This is a genomic window from Parachlamydia sp. AcF125, from assembly GCF_018342475.1.
Taxonomy (GTDB): domain Bacteria; phylum Chlamydiota; class Chlamydiia; order Chlamydiales; family Parachlamydiaceae; genus Parachlamydia.
Window position 1 is genome coordinate 312,951 of the sequence record NZ_JAEMUD010000002.1, and the last position, 17,409, is coordinate 330,359.

The window sequence follows — 17,409 nt, forward strand, 5'->3', positions numbered from 1 at the left end:
ATAAATTTGGGCTATTTAGTTGCAACTAATGATGCAGTTTTTCAAAGGAAGCTTGGTACACCGATAAAAATGAGAGGACACACAGCAAAATTTCACCCAGGCGAGCCTATCACCTCAAAGCGCAATTATTCTTATTACTTGGATAAAATAATGGAGTCTTCCCCATGTTGAAAGCATTTTTTTCAAATAAATTCCCCAAGCTCTTTTTTTATATTTGTCTGTTTACTTTTTTGATTGTGGGAATTAAAAAAGCTTCTAAGCTTGCACCTCAATACATCCCCCTTCCCTTCATAGCGGGATTAGAGAAAAGGATGGAGCCCTCAGATCTTTTAAAAGCGGGATTAAACAAACTAAGCGATCAAGAGCTTAGCTTTTTAAACCAGTGGATTATTAATCATCCCCTGCCTTTATTTTGCGGAAAAAAAGTCGTTACAAAGCCCTCTGAACTTGAATGGGTATATACGTCTCGAAGTTTACAGGATACTCCCTCCCAAAAGTATTTTTTGAGTGTGGGAGCGATTATTCAAAATGAAGCTATCTACTTAAAAGAGTGGATTGAATATCATAAACTTTTGGGAGCCGAGCATTTTTGGATATATAATCATTTAAGTACTGACCATTATTTAGAAGTTCTAGAACCCTACATCCGTTCAGGCGAGGTAGAACTTATTGAATGGGGTGTAAAAAAATTTCCGGCATGCCAACTTACAGCCTATGAAGATTGCCTTAAACAAGCTAAAGATCGAACAGAGTGGCTAGCTTTAATTGATGTGGATGAATTTTTTGTCCCTCATCAACACCCCTCGATGAAGGCGTTTTTAGCTGAATTTGAGCCATTTAGCCAAATTTTAATCAATTGGCAACTTTTTGGCACTTCCAATATTCAATCTCTCCCTAAAAATGCCTTATTAACCGAACATCTAACCTATAAATTCCCCGCTCATTTTGTGGATCCAAGCTGGAATGGAAATCAATATGTAAAAGCTATTGTGAGGCCTTCTCATGTGGAGTTTCCTGTGGTAAGTTGTCATTATTTTCATTTAAAACCCCACTGCACGACTGTAAATGGAGTAAAGCAAATTGTGCCTCCTAATACCACAGTTTCTGAGATCCATGTAGAAAATATTCAATTAAATCACTACTGGTTTAGAACCCTGGATTATTTTCATCAAGTTAAAATAGGAAGGCGCCAGGGTGTAGGAGAAAAGTATCCTGCTGAAAAGGTAGACTATCTTTTGAAAATGGGACATGCGGAGCAAGATTTTAGCATTCAACGTTTCCTTCCTAAGCTTAAAGAGGTTTTATGAACTCCCTTTATTGCTTATTTATCCTCAGACTCATTTTTTGCTCGTTCTGCCTTCAGGCCACGCCCTACGTGGTCCCTGTCATGACTGGACAGCTAGGCAATCAATTGTTTCAAATTGCGGCTGCCACAAGTTTGGCGCTTGAGCACCACGCCAAAGTGACCGTTCCCGATTTGAAAAAATTAACCACCCTGGGAATTCCAGAAAATCGTCGATTTGTATTGTGGCGCTTAGAGACAGTTGAACCTAAAGTTCCCCTCCATTCTTTCACTGAAGCGAGTTTTGCCTATGCGCCTATCCCCTATCAGCCAAATATGCAACTTAAGGGTTTTTTTCAGTCTGAAAAATACTTTGAAAAACATAAAGAAGAAATTATCCAATTGTTTGCTCCTTTGGAGAGCATAGAAACCGATTTAAAAAATCGTTATCCCGATGTTGTTTATCACCCTTGTTCAGTGGCCATTCACATACGGACTTATGCAGATAGCGATCCCCAACACCGCTATTACTATTTAAATGGGAGATCCTATGTGGAAAAGGCTTTATCTTTCTTTCCTGAAAGTGCTTATTGCCTTGTATTTTCCGATAATATGGAGTGGTGTAAAAAGGAATTAGCCGAAATTCGCCCAAACTTGCATTTTATAGAAGGGGAATCCTACATTCATGATTTTTATTTAATGTCGTTTTGTAAACATAATATTATTTCAAATTCTACCTTTTCTTGGTGGGCTGCCTATTTAAATTCTAATCCTTACAAGATTGTCATAGCGCCAAAAAAATGGTTTACTCCAAAAGTGGGCCATGATACGCGGGATTTAATTCCTGATAACTGGTTTACATGCGATGATTAAGCGCCCCTTGCGGTAAAAAATTTGATCCCTTTTCTGTAAGCTGTGCAGGGTGAACTTTCTTTCTCTCCCTTCTTATCCTTTTTGGATAATCTAACCGCCACGATTGTAACGGTGTCCATTTTGCAAAAGCTTATCAAAGACCCAAAAAATCGCCTTTTAATAGGTGGCGGAATTGTGATTGCAGCTAATGCGAGAGGAGCCTGGCCCCTATTGGGGATGTAACCACCCCCATGCTTTGGATTGGAAGGCAGATCTCCACCTTACAAATCATTAAAGCTCTCTTTCCTGTGTTTGACTTTTTTTATAAAAGGAGCACTTCCTGACACCTTTTTAGTCGGCGAAAAACCGCAGATGAGCCCTCTTTCCCTTTCTATTTTAATTTTGGGTCTTGGAAGCCTAATTTCCGAGCCTATTTTTAAAGTTGTGACGGGATGGCCCCTTTTATGGGGAGGATTTTTGGATTAAGCCTTTTATGGACTTTTACCGACCTTGCTTATCGCAAAGAGCCCTATCATCCTTTAAAAACAAGCGAAATAGCTTCCAAAATAAACATATCGGGTATTTTATTTTTTCTAGGTATCCTTTTAACTGTCAATTCTTTAGAGACTTTCCATTTGCGGGATCGGCTAGCTCATTGGTTAGATCGCTATTTTCATTCCACCGCTCTACTTGTTGTCAGCTGTGATTGGGATTGCGTCTTCTTTAGTCGATAATATTCCCTTAGTCGCAGCATCTATGGGGATGTATGACATCCACCTGTACCTCGCCGACTCTTCATTTTGGCAATTGATTGCCTATTGTGCTGGAACAGGCGGCAGCTTACTGATTATTGGCTCTGCGGCATGAGTCATTTTATTGACAATGGAAAAAGTAAGCTTTTCAGATTATTTGAGAAATATCACATTGCCCGCTTTTATAGGTTATATAGCCGGCATATTGACTTATTTTTTAGTTTCTTAATTGTATTATTAATTTTAATTTGTTAAGCTAACGTTATGAAATTAACTCACAATTAAGAGGCGATAAATGGGTACACCACTTCTAATCATCCTTGCAATTCTAGCACTTTTAGCCCTATCGGGAATTGGGATCTATAACCGCCTAGTTGCCTTGCAGAACCAAGTGAAAAATGCTTGGAGCCAGATAGATGTTCAACTACAGCGCCGCTATGACTTAATCCCAAACTTGGTCGAAAGCGTCAAAGGGTATATGAACTATGAAAAAGGGACTTTAGAATCTGTCATTCAAGCTCGCAATACGGCTTCTGCGGCAAGAGAAGCTGTCGAAAAAGGTGGAGGACCTACAGGAAGCGGATCAATTAAGCAACTCCTGGGAGCAGAAACAGCTTTAAAAGGGGCTCTAGGGCATTTTTTTGCTTTGGCAGAAAACTATCCCCAGCTCCGAGCTAGCGAAAATATGCAACAACTTCAAGAAGAGCTTAGCTCTACCGAAAATAAAGTGGCTTTTGCTAGGCAAGCATACAACGATCAAGTCATGCTCTACAATATCACCCAGCAGACATTCCCTGCAGCCCTTTTTGCTACCCTATTTGGGCACCACCCTGCGGAACTTTTTGAAATTCAAGACACGGAAGCAAAAAAAGCTGTTAAAGTTTCATTCTAATTAAATAGAAAGCTTTGAGTCTTTTCTCGTAAAAGGAGGCTATTTTCAGGAAAAATAGCCTAAAATCAAGAAGAAAAGTGTCCACAGCTAAGATGAATAGAGGGTCTAAAATATGAACTTCTGGGAAGCGCAGCGTAGAGCTAAATCGAAAACGTCTCTGTATGTAGGCCTATTTGTGATTTTAACCTTTTTGGTGGCGGCAGCCAGCGAATGGGCTTTCCGTTCGTTTGCTTCTTCATCTACCGGTTTTTCTTTTCCTTTTTTGGGATTTTTCTTCTTATTGATGACATTTAGCGCAGCTGGCTATCAATACGCGATGTTTAAAAGTTTTGGGGGAGGCTATGTAGCGGAGTCTATGGGAGCGCGGCGCCTAGATCCTCATACAAATCATCCCAAAGAAAAGCAGCTCTTAAATATTGTGGAAGAGATGGCTTTAGCGGCCTCTCTTCCTGTGCCGGCCGTCTATATTTTACCTGCCAAGCCTATCAATGCATTTGCGGCAGGCTTAACCCCTGATAACTCGGCGATCGCCATTACAGAGGGAGCCCTTCAAACTTTAAATCGGGATGAAATTCAAGGCGTTATAGCCCATGAGTTTGGCCATATCTATAACGGCGACATGCAAATCAACATGCGACTTGCGGCGATGGTTATGGGGTTTTTCTTTGTCTTTTATCTGGGAATGCGCCTACTCTCTATATCTGGCAGCACTCATCGCAGGGAAAAAGAGGGAGAAAGAAAAGGAGGTAATCCGATTGCGATTGCAGCGGTCATTTTTCTTTTTGCCGGCATTTTTACTTGGATATTTGGGTCCATTCTAAAAGCTACCGTTAGCCGCGAAAGAGAATATCTGGCAGATGCTTGCGCTGTCCAATTTACGCGCAATCCGGATGGGATTTCGAGTGCCTTAAAGAAAATCATGCGCGAACACTACACCGCCATGCCAACTCAGGGGATGGCCTACTCCCACCTCTATTTAGATAACCATGGAGGGCTAAGCTCTCTCTTTGCCACTCATCCCCCTCTTGAAAAAAGAATCAAAGCGATTGAAGGTCAAACTTACATGCCAGAAGAGTGGAAAGAAAATGTAGAAGCCTCTGCTAAGCACGCCTAGTAAGCATAAACCTCATTATTAGGTTTTTTAAAGGCATTTTTTGCAACCGTTCTTTTTTACTAACCTGACGCCAATTTAACGTAAGGGCAGCTTAAGTATAGGCTAAAAGGGCTTAATTCTTTTTTTCTTCGTTCGAAGAGAGTAAGCTCTGTTTATTGGATTCAGTTATTGCGGATGAGCGTTCTTAATTTCTTGAAATTTCTATGCTACCTGTTCTTTTTCTTTGGCTTCTTCGCCCTCCTTAAACTTGGTTTCATTGATAACTTTTTTATTAATTCATCGGCAATTTAATCTAGCAAGTACTCACATTTTTTGCTTTCCTGCCAATGACGCTAAACGTAAAGGTGTCTGGCCTGCGCTATTTTTAGCTTTTATAAGGGAAGGGCGCCGCATTGCAGCAAAAGCTTAATGATATCGACGCAAACTTTTTGCGTGCGACAGGCATGGTATAGAACATTTGTCCATCAAAGCTGTCTTCGCCTATACTAAGATTGAAATTATAATTCATAGGCGGTGACTAGGTAAAAGGCACCATGCAGAGAAACTTTTATTTTAGTTTCTCTTAAGAATTTGTGTCCTTAGCCTGGGGGTTGGCAAAACCCAGGCCTAGTTGGCAAATCGGGATAAAGAGCCATAAAAGGCTCTTTAAGACCGTGCTTGCAGGAAGCAAGCTCAGGAGAACACCGACCTAATAGGCCACTTAGTTCGCCGTTTTTCTCTTAGATTGTTGTCGTTTTCTTTTTTCATAAGAACCTGCAATAACTAGAGCAACAGAATCATCTTCTTGTTTAGCATCTCTCGCTTCTGCCCTTTTCTCACCTCTCACCTCACTTTTTGACTTTCCCTTTTGGTGACGCCCTATATCTTTAGCTACTCCTTCTCTTCGGCTAGAAACCTCTTCTTCTTCATCTGTATAACTCTCTTCTTCACTAGATTCTGGAGCTTTTGGAGCTTGGAGAGTTTTTAGATTAGAAAGAGGAACCGAAGATTCTGTTTCCTTTTTTTCTTCAACTTTATTTAGCAAAGGAGTATTTGGATCTTGCCCCCATAGGTACCCTTTTTTCTTTAGCCTAGCAGCATAGACCAGGCCGATTAATTTAGTGCAAGTTGATAAATAGAGACTTTTTTCTTCTTCAAAATTAAGCTTTATGCCTTCACTTTGGAGTAATTCACGTGTTTTTTTAAACTTATCACCATCTGAAATCCCAGAGTTTGATTTGATATGCTGGATAATTTTTGCTTGGGTATTTATAAGGGTTAATTCTTTTTCCCCAAAAGTGGGATAAGCATTGTGCCCTATCTGTTCAGATCGAAGGTAGGTAAATTTAGGCAAGCCCTCTATTATCATCCCCCTGGCTAAAAGCTTGATGTCCTTCCTATCGAGCGCCTCCTTGTGTCCACTAAAAATGAGGTTAAAAAGCCGCTGACCATACTTAGCTGTATTATAAGCTATCTTCTCTGCAGAAGACCCATCTTCATCTACTACTTGTTTAGTATGCAAGAGTTTAAAGCCAGCTTGCTGAAGAGCCGAGCCTAGTAAAGTTTGCTTTGAAATATGAAGATTTTCAAAACCCTTTTGGCCATTAACCACATGGTACACAGCCGAGCGGCATACATACGCCTCATAGGCAAATGTGCTGGCTAGAATTTGAGCGTAATGGTGCTTTACTTGCTGCCGAGCGGTTTTTAGGATATTTTCACGCAAAGATTTTTTTAAATCTTTGTAGTCTTCTTTATATGCAGCGCAGTTTATTTGTAAGTTTTTAACAACTTCTTGGATAATCGGATGAGTACTTGTCTCATCTAATTTTTCTAATGCACCTAATTCCTTAACTAATTCTGACTTTTTTGCTTCCAATGCAACCTTTAAAGGCTTTTTCTTACTCTTTAAAGCCAAAATTTTCTCATAGCACTCAGTACATTTCTCTAAGTACTCAAAATAGAGCCTGTTGAGAGCCGCAATTTTAATATCTTCTTCTTTTTCTTCGGGGTTCAGTAACTTTGCGGACAATCCTAATGGCTCTTTTCCTCGCTCCTTGTTCTCCAATGCATCACGCTTGTTCTTTAATTCTTCACAATGGTGCTCATATAACTTTTCTATCCGTTGAAAAATGTTATCATAGTCCTGCTGACAAGCAGAAATAAGAACATCGTGTTGCTGTTCAGGAAGCCGCCTAAGCAGTTGTATTTCAAGTATATCTTTTAGCTCTTCCTTAGCTTGCTCTTTAAATTTTTGCCATTCCCCTTCTTCTAAGCTATCACGCAGAGAAAACAAGCTTGCTGCCATTTCTTGCACGTGTTTATTATATTTATGCTCTTTAAAAAAATTGTTAAATTTTTTTGGAGAAAAAAGTCTCTTCGTGAGAACTAAGGGGTTATTTTCTTCCTCATGCTCGTGAAATTTTGGATAATTTTCTTCATCTTTGGCAAGTGTATCTGTATAGGCATTCGAATCTCGATGTATAGAGGAGGTTATACCAAATTCTCTTTCCGAAAATTTATAAAAACCCTTGATGACCCGGTTAGTAACCCTTCCTGCAAAATCTATGCCTTCACCTTTAGCTATTTTGACTGCCTTCTCAAAAAAAAAGCTATCACCTTCAAACGTAGTTAGAATAGAGGTGTCAACATCCGAGGTTAATGCACGGCTTCCTGGGGCATGAATTTTAATCACGCACTTTTGTGCTTCTTCTGGACCTGTAGGCAAATGATCTGATCTCTGCTTGACTACAAACTCGTACCATTTAGCGGTAAAGATATACTCCCCCTTAGGAGTCTTTTGGGGAGTACCTGCTATTCTTGCTTCTAAATTAAAGTCCTGGGGGGGAAATATCTTTGAAATTGCTGTCTTGTAGCTGACATAGTCGAATAGACCGCGCGCCTTAATAGCTTTTTGCATTTCTTGAGTGGCTAGCTTTTGAGGCGTGCCTCGTTGTATAGCATCCAAATAATCTGATATACGCTCTTTCCACACTTTACCTTCCAAATGTCGAATGTCATCATGACAGTGACTAGAATGTTGAATATTCATATAATAAGCTCTTTGGTTAATGCATTTCTGTTTTTCGGAGCAAATGAGTTCTAAAAATCGAGAAAGGGGAGATTAATCTATTCCAATTCCTAGATCCGTTTATCAGCCAAACTAATTAAAATTTAAGTTTCATGCAAGTTTTTTTTAGGTTGGTCTAGGACTTATTTATTCCATATTGACTTCACAAAATTCCTGTTAGTACTATACAGTAGTCCTTTTTTGAAATTCACTGGGATAGTTCCAAATTATGAATTCCTGCAAACAAATTAAAACAAAGAGAGAATCTTTTCCCCCTATTTCTTTAGCGATCGGAGATGATCTTGAACCGCTTCAGGCTCCCAATAACATTTTCATTAAGCACACGTTTGCTGGAAAGTTGGCAGTTATTTTGCTTATCCTTCTTTTTTTGGGCATTTGCGTCTTAGCATGTAATCTCTACGTCCCTTGATACTCACTATCAGGCCATACATTTAAAACGGTACAGATGATTACTACCTTTCTTATCTACTACAACTTGCGCCTTTAAGGTGTGTTTTTATTTTTCCTGAATAGAAAAGCTTTTGCTTTTTCTGGGCTTTCAATAGACACTTTTGTGGCATCGATCAAGAACAACTTTATATTCAATGTCGCTCTTTAAGAGTGCTTTAAAGATCGGTAAAGCAAAGTCTGGATGCTTAATCACCGCGCCTTCAGCCACTTGGCTATTTTATAGGTACTGCTTTTGCTCACACCATAATTTTGATTTATATGAAAAAAAGACAAAGGAGGGTTTGGGATTAATTGCCGCTGTAGTATTAATTATAAGCAGAAGGGGCAAAAAGAATGGCCACAGCTCAAAGCAAGCAAAAGATGGGTTCTTTTGCTTGCTTAAACCTTTCACTTTCTTTGAATTTTCATATGTTCGAAGTATTTATAGCGCTCCACAAAAGCCGAGGCAATATTTGTCACCGCTTTGGCTATTTGAACCTGGGCATCAAATAAAGGGGTAATGACAAGGCTTTGTTTTTCCCAAGTAATGGCTTGTAGGCGCGTCTCTTTATCCAGAAAAACACGCTCTAATTGAACATTTTCAAACAAGCGCCCCTCGCAAAAAACCGCAAGTCCCCCTTCATGGGGATAAAGCATGACTAACACGTGGAAAAAAGGTAAAGGATTGGAAGAAGCGCCTGGATTTAAGATGGGAGAGAGATTCCCTTTGGCAAAAATGTCCGCTACAATCTTTTTTAGGGCTTCTTCTGAGGCTGAGCCTGTAAAATTTGCAGGCTTGATCACTTCGACAGCAATGCCTATTTTATCCGTTAAATTGTACAAGTGATCGCTCCCCGCCCATACCGAGTTTTTTAAAGCCATGACTCCCGGAGAAGTGTAAAGGAGCTCGTTTTTACCGCTCGGTTTGTCGGGAGATTTTTCTTGGGAAGAGGTTTGCTGAGCTTTGGCCGAAGGCGTGGCAGCTTTCTCCGGAAAAGAGTTTTCCGCAGCGGATAAGCCTGGCGCGCCGCAAACAAAGTTCCCTATAAGAATCAGGAAAAAGAATATGGGGCAAATGAGAGATTTATAAGCTATCATCGATCTATCCCTATTTTTGGTCGCTAATGGTTAGAGTGTTTTTTCATTCAATAGGTGAAACGAATTAACAAAATAATCAAACTTTGTAGGAGAATGATCTAATTTTTTTGACACACACGTTAAAACGTACAGCACCCTATCTACAATAAAGGCCTTTGCCTGAATTTCAACTTCACCATTTTGAATGGTAAAGTCTAAAGATTGTAAGTGTTGAAAAAAGCCATTTTCCATACTTTTTAACACATTTTCTGTGCTGGCGTTCACCATGTTATTCATGATGGAAGTTAAAAGAGGTGCTTGCTCCTCTGGAGTATCAACTTCATTAAAAGTAATTAAACTAATCATGTAAACATCCCCCGAGCTATCCTCTGCAGCATACATGTCGTACTCGCGAAGTTCCTTTGTTTTGGGGTCGACCAATTTTTCAGTGGCATGTTGGGGTTGCTTAGGAAATTTCGCTTCAAATTTTCCTGAAGGAGATTTAAAATTCAGCCAGGAAATTTCTGCAGAAGCAGGGTTAACCTCTTTTGTAATAGGAAGAACTTCGTAAGAATCTTTTGCATAATCCACCAAAAGATACGTGACTCCCGCAGCGGCGAGAATTGCGAATAAAAAGATCATTCTTGACATTGGTATTTCCTTCAAGTTGCCCACGAACATTTACACTAAGTTAAATTTTTATATAGAGCTCATGCTGTATTTATACAATAAAAATCTCTTGCCTACTTTAAATTCCCCGCTTAAGCCTACGGGCTGCTGGTTTTTTAATAGCCTGCAATTAAGCACACCTTAAAGCTTAAGCCAGTGGCCTTAAAAGCTCGTATTGCAAAGTTAAAGGAGCTTGATCCGTTTCATCCCTCGGTCCAAAAAATTGGATGGCCCCCGGGTCACAATACAGGTCTTCCACCCTCCACTTCTCTCTTTCCTGAGAAAAAATAGAAAACGGTTTTCCCTTTAAGTCGACAAGAGCTTTTTGAATAACGGGTTTCACCTCTCCCTCTCTTTCTTCCATCGCCAACATTTTAGTGAGTGGCGTTCCCCCGATCCCCCATTGTTCAACAGGTAGGATTAAGTCTGTCACACAACTCATATACCCCGTTAATTTGGAATTAACGAGTAAGGCAGCGACATGACCCAGCGCATAGCAGTATTGGCTATCAAAGTTGGAAGGCAGACATGAGCGCCCTTCATATCCATAAAAAAGAGGTTGGGCATTGAAGCTTCCTGAATAAGAGCCCCTTTTTTTTCTTTCAGCTAAGGCTTGAGCGACAAGCGTAATTAACAATCTTTCGGTTTCAATTTTAGCAACTTGCACATTTCCGTGGGGATCCCGCTCTCCTAATAATTGCAATTGGATATCTTGGGGTAAGAGGGAAAAACACGCTTGCGAAGGAGTGCTCAACTTCGGGAGAATGTATTCGATTTTATCGCTTGCTTTTGGGCGAGCTTCCATTTCTTTTAGATGGGGTAAAGAACTTGCTAAAAGCTTATTTAATTCTTGAATGAGGGTTTTGATTTCGGGAATAAACTCTATCAGCCCTTCGGGAATCAAAATCACCCCATAGTTTTTCTTTTTCTCAGCTCGCTGACAAATCAGATCTGCAATTTGGCAAACAATCTCCTTGAGAGTTTTGTGTTGAGCGGCTATTTCCTCCCCTATAAAGGCTAAATTTGGATGAGTTTTGAGCGCGCATTCAAGCGTAATGTGCGAGGCAGATCTCCCCATCAATTTAATAAAAAAATAGTATTTTTTAGCAGATAAGCAATCTGTAAGAAGACTTCCAATAGCTTGTGAAAATGTCTTGCAGGCTGTATCAAATCCAAACGATACTTCGATAGATTCATTTTTTAAGTCGCCGTCAATTGTTTTAGGCACGCCTACCACACATGTTTTACACCCTTTTACCAAGAAATATTCAGCTAAAAAAGCCGCGTTGGTATTGGAGTCATCCCCTCCCACGATCACCAGCCCATCTAAATGTAATCCTTGGACAGTTTTCAGGACCGCTTGAAATTGATCGGGAGTTTCAATTTTTGTACGGCCAGAACCTATAAGATCAAACCCTCCCAAATTTCTATAATGATCGATAAGGTCGGCAGTTATTTCGATAAACTGATTTTGGATAATTCCACCTGGGCCATTTAAAAAGCCATAAACAGTGCTGGCTGGATTTAATTTTTTTAAGGCGTCGAACAGACCACTCACGACATTATGCCCGCCAGAAGCTTGCCCGCCTGAAAATACCACTCCTACTTTTAGAGGCTTATGTGTTTTATTTTCCCCTACCACAAATCGCAAAGGTTTTTGATCGATCGTTTTTGGAAAACGTTGAATAATAGGAGAAGCAAGCTGCGGCGCTTTCTGATTAGGTTCGAAAAGAGGAACGAGACAACTTAATGGCTGCAAAATTTCTGGTAATCTGGGCAAATAGGCTAAACGCTTCTTTTGCAATGAACTATGCATACGCATGAAAAATACCCCTTATAAAGTCCTTTTAAACCATGTTAGCGTTTCCTCAATGGCTAAACGCTGCTCTTCTGTATGGGAAAAATCGTGATCGCTATTTGGCAGCTCCACAAATTTAGATTCAGCTTCGCTATTTTCGCGATGTTGCCGGTATCTTTGCGCCTGAGCATTGGTGATAATGAGATCTTTTTTTCCTTGAATATGCAGTAAAGGCACTTGGCGAAGATTAACAAGCTCAGGCTCCAGGCGCAGTTGAAATAGCTGCTCATAAAAAGCATAGCTAGCTTTTTTTCCATTGACCTTCATGAGTTCTTCTTTTTGAAGGGGATCTGAAATAGTTTGCAGCAATTTCCATTTTTCTTTCCACTCTTCGGCACTAAACAAGGGAGCCCATAAACAGATCGTTTTAAACGCATGGGTATGGCTAGCCAATAAAACCGCCAAAGCTCCTCCTAAAGATCTTCCGAGCAATCCTAAACGAGCAGGATGGATTAACGGGTCTTTTTGTAAAAACTTTAAACCCGCCTTTGCATCGCTTAGTAAATTTTCAAAGTTGACTTCTTCAAAATTTCCTTCACTATCTCCACATCCCCTAAAATCAAGGCGAAGAGTGGCAATGCCTTCTTTTGCTAAAAGTTGCGCCAGGCTAACATAGAGATGGTGGCGGCCAAGCTTATTCCCTCCAAATCCGTGGCAAATGAGAACCCCCGGATAGGGTGGAGAGACTAAAGGGCGGTGTAAAATGCCAAATAACTTATTCTCCTCATTTGATAAAACCACAGCTTCGCGTGTTTCAGTTTTCTTCATAGAATCCCGTAACGTATGGATGTTGATAAATCTGTTTTAGCATTCCTCAAGGTTTACAGCAAGAATACTTACGCCTCTTATTTTTTAGTTGCCAAAAAGAGCTCCTATGCCTTAATGCATGTAAATTTAATCAAGATCCTAAGGATATCCATGCATGCAAACCCCGCGATCGATCAGGCAAGCTATATTTTTGCCGGAATTATGCTAATAGTAAGTTTTTATTTATTTTACAACGACACACAGCTTTTTTGGAAAAGTCTCTTTGCTGCTTTACTGGCAGCTTCCCTATTTTGGGTTAGCTATGTACTTGTACGCTGGCTCTTTTTGGCTTTAAAAAGATAAAGGAAATGAGAGATGAAAAGCTATTTTTCCTTAAAATGGAGTACATACGCAAAATTTTTTTTCTGCCTCTTTTGCTTGCTAGATAGCCTATTATTTTCTGTTTCTGAAACAGGCCTACAATTAAAAAAAGCATTTAAGCAATTGTGTGCAGAACCTAAGCTCACTCCGGAAGAAAAAACATTTTTTTTAGCAAAAAAGGCAGCTGAGCTCGATTGCCCTTTTGAACGGATCCCCACGCATGATTCTACAGTTTTTCAATATTTTTATGAGGGTGATTGGAAACTTTTAGATACCTGGCATAACACTTGCTATTTGCAGCTAGATAATCACTCCTTGGCCTCTTTCGAAGAGATTGCAGACGATCCTTTTCTGGTATTGAGAACAAAGATGGGCGGCCCTTCTGCAAATTTTAGTCTTTCTGATTCCTGGAATAATTTAGCTCATTTCAAAATTATCGAGCACCATGATTGGCCCTCTATGCCTGAAGGGTGGGAAAACGTGAATTTGACGCTTGATAATGGCGTAGAAGAGGGCCTTAATACTTCTCCAGTTGAAGTCTTAGGCTTTGATAAGTTTTTTACGCTTTCGACAAATAGATGTGAGGCTATTTGGTGGCAAATAACGTCTGATAAAAATTTCGACTTTTTAATCCCTAACTTAAATCAAATTCAGATTTCCAATGAAAGCATTGAACTTGATCCCCTTTGTCAAACATTTTTAAATCCTGAGCAAGAGTATTTTATTCGGATAAAAGGCCTTCAAAATGGCATGTGGAGTAATTGGACAAACCCTTTTAAATTTCACGTCACCAAACCTTTGCAAGTCAAGGACGTCGAATTTTCCAAAAAGGATAAAGAGTGCTATGAATTGAGCTGGCAAGCTGAGGAAGATTCTTCGACCCACTATTGGATTTTTGGATCCAATGCGTTAGATTTTGTGCCCCCCATTTACGCCTCTGCAGAGCAAAATATCGATTACGCCCTTTTTATCTCCCAAGAAAACCACATCCAAATTGATCCTCAGTACGCATTTTACCGCGTTATCGCCGAAAGAGATGGAATTTACGCGGTGCCTTCAGAGATCATCCGCATTTACGATGAACACCTGCGCCATCCGCGAACTTTGCTGCAAATTGACAAACATAGCGGAATAGCGGATCGAAAAATACTCGCTGCGCATGGAGAAACCGATCATTCGCGCCCAAAAAATCCAAAACCTGCTCATATTTCTGATCATGTGTGGCAAGCTGTCTTTCCCTATCTGCTTCCCGAAAATCACCCGTTAAAAGGGCCATTAGATCGCATTTTTTCAAAATCTCGGGCCTTATCGAATGTCAGATCTTTAAAACAAGCGGGCTTTTACTGGACCAAAAAAGGAAGCTACAGCGCCATCTACCCCACTAGGCATAAAAAAATAAAAGGGTACTTTATCAAGATTATGACGGATGAGCAAGAAAACGAAGATTGGAAGAATTGGATAAGCCGCATCTACGGAGCTCAAGCAACCCAAAAAGCTATTGACGAATTAGGCTATCAATCTCTTTTAAAGGTCCCCAAAAAATACATCTATGTCCTTCCGCATTATCCTTCACCTACCTCTTCCTGCAAGAAAAGAAAAAATTTCATCCTTCTTTCCGAAGACATGGGAATTGTGGAGAGAGGAAAAAACAAAAAAATGTTTCGCAAAAAAATCACCAAAGCTCATTTGAATGCCATTTATAATGTGGTGACGAAAGTGGGATTAAAAGATTCTCTGTATTATAACAACATCCCTTGGGCTAAAGATGGACGTTTAGCTTTTGTTGACACGGAACATCACCATGCTTGGCCTGTGCTATACAACCGCTTTTTTAAGCTGTTATCACCAGAGATGCTCAGCCACTGGAAGGCTTTGATTCAACATAAAGGACCAAATTTTTGAGAGTTTAAGCAGCAGACAAACCGAACGTTTGCTAAAAATGAGGGCGAGAAGCACTGGAACGATAAAAGCCCTCCCTCCTTTTAATAAGCCCTTGTCTGCAAGGAATAGCTCCATTTCTTAAACCCTTATTAAACTTTAAATATGAACGATAAAGAGGCTAAGTCCTAATTGCTTTTGAGCTAAATCGAGTTATTGTTAGTTTTATAAAGCTTTTGAAGAATAATATCATGAAGAGAGGCATACGGTTGTTGTTCTTTAATTTTTGCATGTTAAAAAATTTTTAATTTCTTTCGTTTCTCCACTCAGATATCCTTGCATAAAGGCAATGGGAACCCTTTTATTTTAGCAACTCTCTTATTTTCTCCGTTTTCGAAGGAAAATTGCACATTTAAAACACTTTTCCGCCTGCTCACGCGTACTCTGAGTAAATAGGGTACGCCCTCGCGCAAAAAAATACCTCCTTGCCTGCTCTCAATTTTTCCCTTTTTCATAACTCTTAATAAATAAATTAAAATTTATAATTTTAGCACATTTACTTTATAAAGTTATTATTATAAAATAAAATTTATAAGGTTTATTTAATTATTTAGTATCGAGGTATTCTATGGGAACTGCCGACAATAATGGAATTTATCCTAGTTTAGTTAAAAAGTTTGAATTACCTCCTAGTGAGGCTAAACAACCGGCAGCAGAACATGCAAGAGAGTCTATAAGTTTGGGCCGCAAATTTAAGGAAATTCTAGAAAGCAGCGTCTTATCTAGCTTAGTAAGTAAAACAACACAATCTTTCAAACGCCTCTCTTCTTTATCTTCGCAACGCACAGGAAACCAGTCACTTAGGACTGAAAGCCCCCTATCTGCTCCGCCTAATCAAGCAACAAAATCACCAAAATCTCTTCCCCCTCTCCCTAATCAGGTAGCAAACCAGGGACAAATTGCTAGACCACAGTCTTCTCCGCCCAAGAAGCCTCTCCCTCCTCTCCCTAATCAGGTAGCAAACCAGGGGCAAATTGCTAGACCGCAGTCTTCTCCGCCCAAGAAGCCTCTCCCTCCTCTCCCTAATCAGGTAGCAAACCAGGGGCAAATTGCTAGACCGCAGTCTTCTCCGCCCAAGAAGCCTCTCCCTCCTCTCCCTAATCAGGTAGCAAACCAGGGGCAAATTGCTAGACCGCAGTCTTCTCCGCCCAAGAAGCCTCTCCCTCCCCTCCCTAATCAGGTAGCAAACCAAGTATCTGAAAATCGCTCATTTATGCTTATGAAGTCAACGACCACTGTCGTTAACCAACCTCTCAGTCAATCAGCACCCGATATTTCAACTCGACGTAGGCTACCGCCCGCAAAACCTTTGCCACCCATTCCTAAAATTACCCAAATTCTTGAAAGAAGCTCAGTAGGAGCTCTTATTTCTAATCACTCTAAAGAAGCTAGCAATGAAAGAGAGAAAGTACAAGAATCGCACAGTATGAAGCTTGAAAGTATTGCACCAAAAAAAGAATCAGTAAAATTCATACCTGCTCAATTAACTCCTCAAAGTGAAATTGATGCTGTTTCGCCAAAATCAGTAGCTAAATTATCCGAATTAATCAAACGACAACCTTTAGATAAAAAACTCGTAAAAGAGTTTGCTGAGGTATTGCATCGTGAAACGGATGCTCATTATAAAAATCTTGATATAGAAGAATTAACAACTACAAAAATTGAAAAGGTTTCCTCTTTTCAAACAATTGTTAAATATGCAGAGGAAATATCTTATTCTATTGGTAACCAAATTCTTGAAGAAAAAGACGTCAATAAAAGAGCTGCTATTTTTTCTTTCTACGCTGAAGTGGGAAAAACTGCTGCTGAACTAGGAGATTTTTGTGTAGCCCTAGCAATTGCTTCAATCTTTACTAGCACCCCCGTCGAGAGATTGAACCAGACAATAAATGTAATGCCACAAGAATCTAAGGAGGCATATGAACTTCTAAAAAAATTAATTAACCCCTCGGGCAATTTTAATAATTTGCGCTTAGCAGAGAGCGAATTTAAGGAAAGGACGGGGCAGGAACCTTTGCCAGCTCCCACAAACTTAAGCAAGGGTTTTACTGCGTTAGGAGAAAGTGGAGGAAACAATAGTCAAGTTATTGATAAGCTCCTCAGCCCTTTAATCGCTATAAAACAAGCTGAATCAACTCCTCCACCCCCTCAAAGTGCCACTATTCTAAACAGGCTTTCATTTAAAGAATCGAAGGAACTAAATAATTTTATTAAAGAAAATAACAAAAAACTTAAAGCTTTGGCTAAAAAATTTGGAACGGAAAGCGCTAAAGTTAAGCCCTATAACGAGCATATTAGCGAATACCTTTATTCCCTTTCGTTAAAAAGAGAACCTCGAAAACGATAGC

The 17,409-nt window shown here is 39.9% G+C and carries 13 protein-coding genes and 1 pseudogene; 8 read left to right on the forward strand and 6 right to left on the reverse strand.

The window, feature by feature from the left end; translation table 11 throughout:
- Positions 1-164: 164 nt before the first annotated feature.
- From PARA125_RS05420 to PARA125_RS05440, 5 genes are all read left to right on the forward strand, one after another.
- Entirely contained in the window at positions 165-1,307 is a 1,143-nt protein-coding gene (locus PARA125_RS05420; protein ID WP_213157711.1) for a glycosyltransferase family 92 protein, read from the forward strand.
- Positions 1,304-2,155, forward strand: coding sequence for an alpha-1,2-fucosyltransferase (locus tag PARA125_RS09970; protein WP_213157712.1), 852 nt, complete (start codon positions 1,304-1,306; stop codon positions 2,153-2,155). The genes PARA125_RS05420 and PARA125_RS09970 overlap by 4 nt, the downstream gene beginning before the upstream one ends.
- 443 nt (positions 2,156-2,598) lie before the next feature.
- On the forward strand, positions 2,599-2,868 hold the full coding sequence (locus PARA125_RS09805; RefSeq protein WP_249274212.1) for a hypothetical protein: 270 nt from the start codon (positions 2,599-2,601) through the stop codon (positions 2,866-2,868).
- A 313-nt stretch (positions 2,869-3,181) separates the two neighbouring features.
- Positions 3,182-3,778 (forward strand): LemA family protein, encoded by a 597-nt coding sequence (locus tag PARA125_RS05435; protein WP_213157713.1) that lies wholly within the window; start codon positions 3,182-3,184, stop codon positions 3,776-3,778.
- 112 nt (positions 3,779-3,890) lie between these two features.
- A complete protein-coding gene (locus PARA125_RS05440) occupies positions 3,891-4,892 on the forward strand; it encodes a M48 family metallopeptidase (protein WP_213157714.1) in 1,002 nt (333 codons plus the stop codon).
- 700 nt (positions 4,893-5,592) lie between these two features.
- Here the strand turns inward: PARA125_RS05440 and PARA125_RS05445 are convergent.
- From PARA125_RS05445 to PARA125_RS05465, 6 genes and pseudogenes are all read right to left on the reverse strand, one after another.
- Positions 5,593-7,923, reverse strand: a complete 2,331-nt coding sequence (locus tag PARA125_RS05445) for a hypothetical protein (RefSeq protein ID WP_213157715.1) — start codon at positions 7,921-7,923, stop codon at positions 5,593-5,595.
- Between the two features lie 226 nt (positions 7,924-8,149).
- Positions 8,150-8,682: pseudogene (locus PARA125_RS10165) on the reverse strand (transposase family protein); the annotation flags it as partial.
- Positions 8,683-8,799: 117 nt separating this feature from the next.
- Positions 8,800-9,489, reverse strand: coding sequence for a hypothetical protein (locus tag PARA125_RS05450; protein WP_249274213.1), 690 nt, complete (start codon positions 9,487-9,489; stop codon positions 8,800-8,802).
- A gap of 30 nt (positions 9,490-9,519) precedes the next feature.
- Positions 9,520-10,119: a hypothetical protein gene (locus PARA125_RS05455; RefSeq protein WP_213157716.1), complete on the reverse strand. Its 600-nt coding sequence runs from the start codon at positions 10,117-10,119 to the stop codon at positions 9,520-9,522.
- A 166-nt stretch (positions 10,120-10,285) separates the two neighbouring features.
- Complete coding sequence (locus PARA125_RS05460; RefSeq protein ID WP_213157717.1) at positions 10,286-11,959, reverse strand: diphosphate--fructose-6-phosphate 1-phosphotransferase; 1,674 nt, start codon at positions 11,957-11,959, stop codon at positions 10,286-10,288.
- Between the two features lie 12 nt (positions 11,960-11,971).
- Positions 11,972-12,763, reverse strand: a complete 792-nt coding sequence (locus PARA125_RS05465; RefSeq protein ID WP_213157718.1) for an alpha/beta hydrolase family protein — start codon at positions 12,761-12,763, stop codon at positions 11,972-11,974.
- A gap of 150 nt (positions 12,764-12,913) precedes the next feature.
- Here PARA125_RS05465 and PARA125_RS05470 point away from each other — a divergent pair, with 150 nt between their 5' ends.
- From PARA125_RS05470 to PARA125_RS05480, 3 genes are all read left to right on the forward strand, one after another.
- Positions 12,914-13,105, forward strand: a complete 192-nt coding sequence (locus PARA125_RS05470; RefSeq protein WP_213157719.1) for a hypothetical protein — start codon at positions 12,914-12,916, stop codon at positions 13,103-13,105.
- Positions 13,106-13,117: 12 nt separating this feature from the next.
- Complete coding sequence (locus PARA125_RS05475) at positions 13,118-15,025, forward strand: hypothetical protein (protein WP_213157720.1); 1,908 nt, start codon at positions 13,118-13,120, stop codon at positions 15,023-15,025.
- A 604-nt stretch (positions 15,026-15,629) separates the two neighbouring features.
- Positions 15,630-17,408, forward strand: a complete 1,779-nt coding sequence (locus tag PARA125_RS05480; protein ID WP_213157721.1) for a RasGEF domain-containing protein — start codon at positions 15,630-15,632, stop codon at positions 17,406-17,408.
- Position 17,409 lies beyond the last annotated feature (1 nt).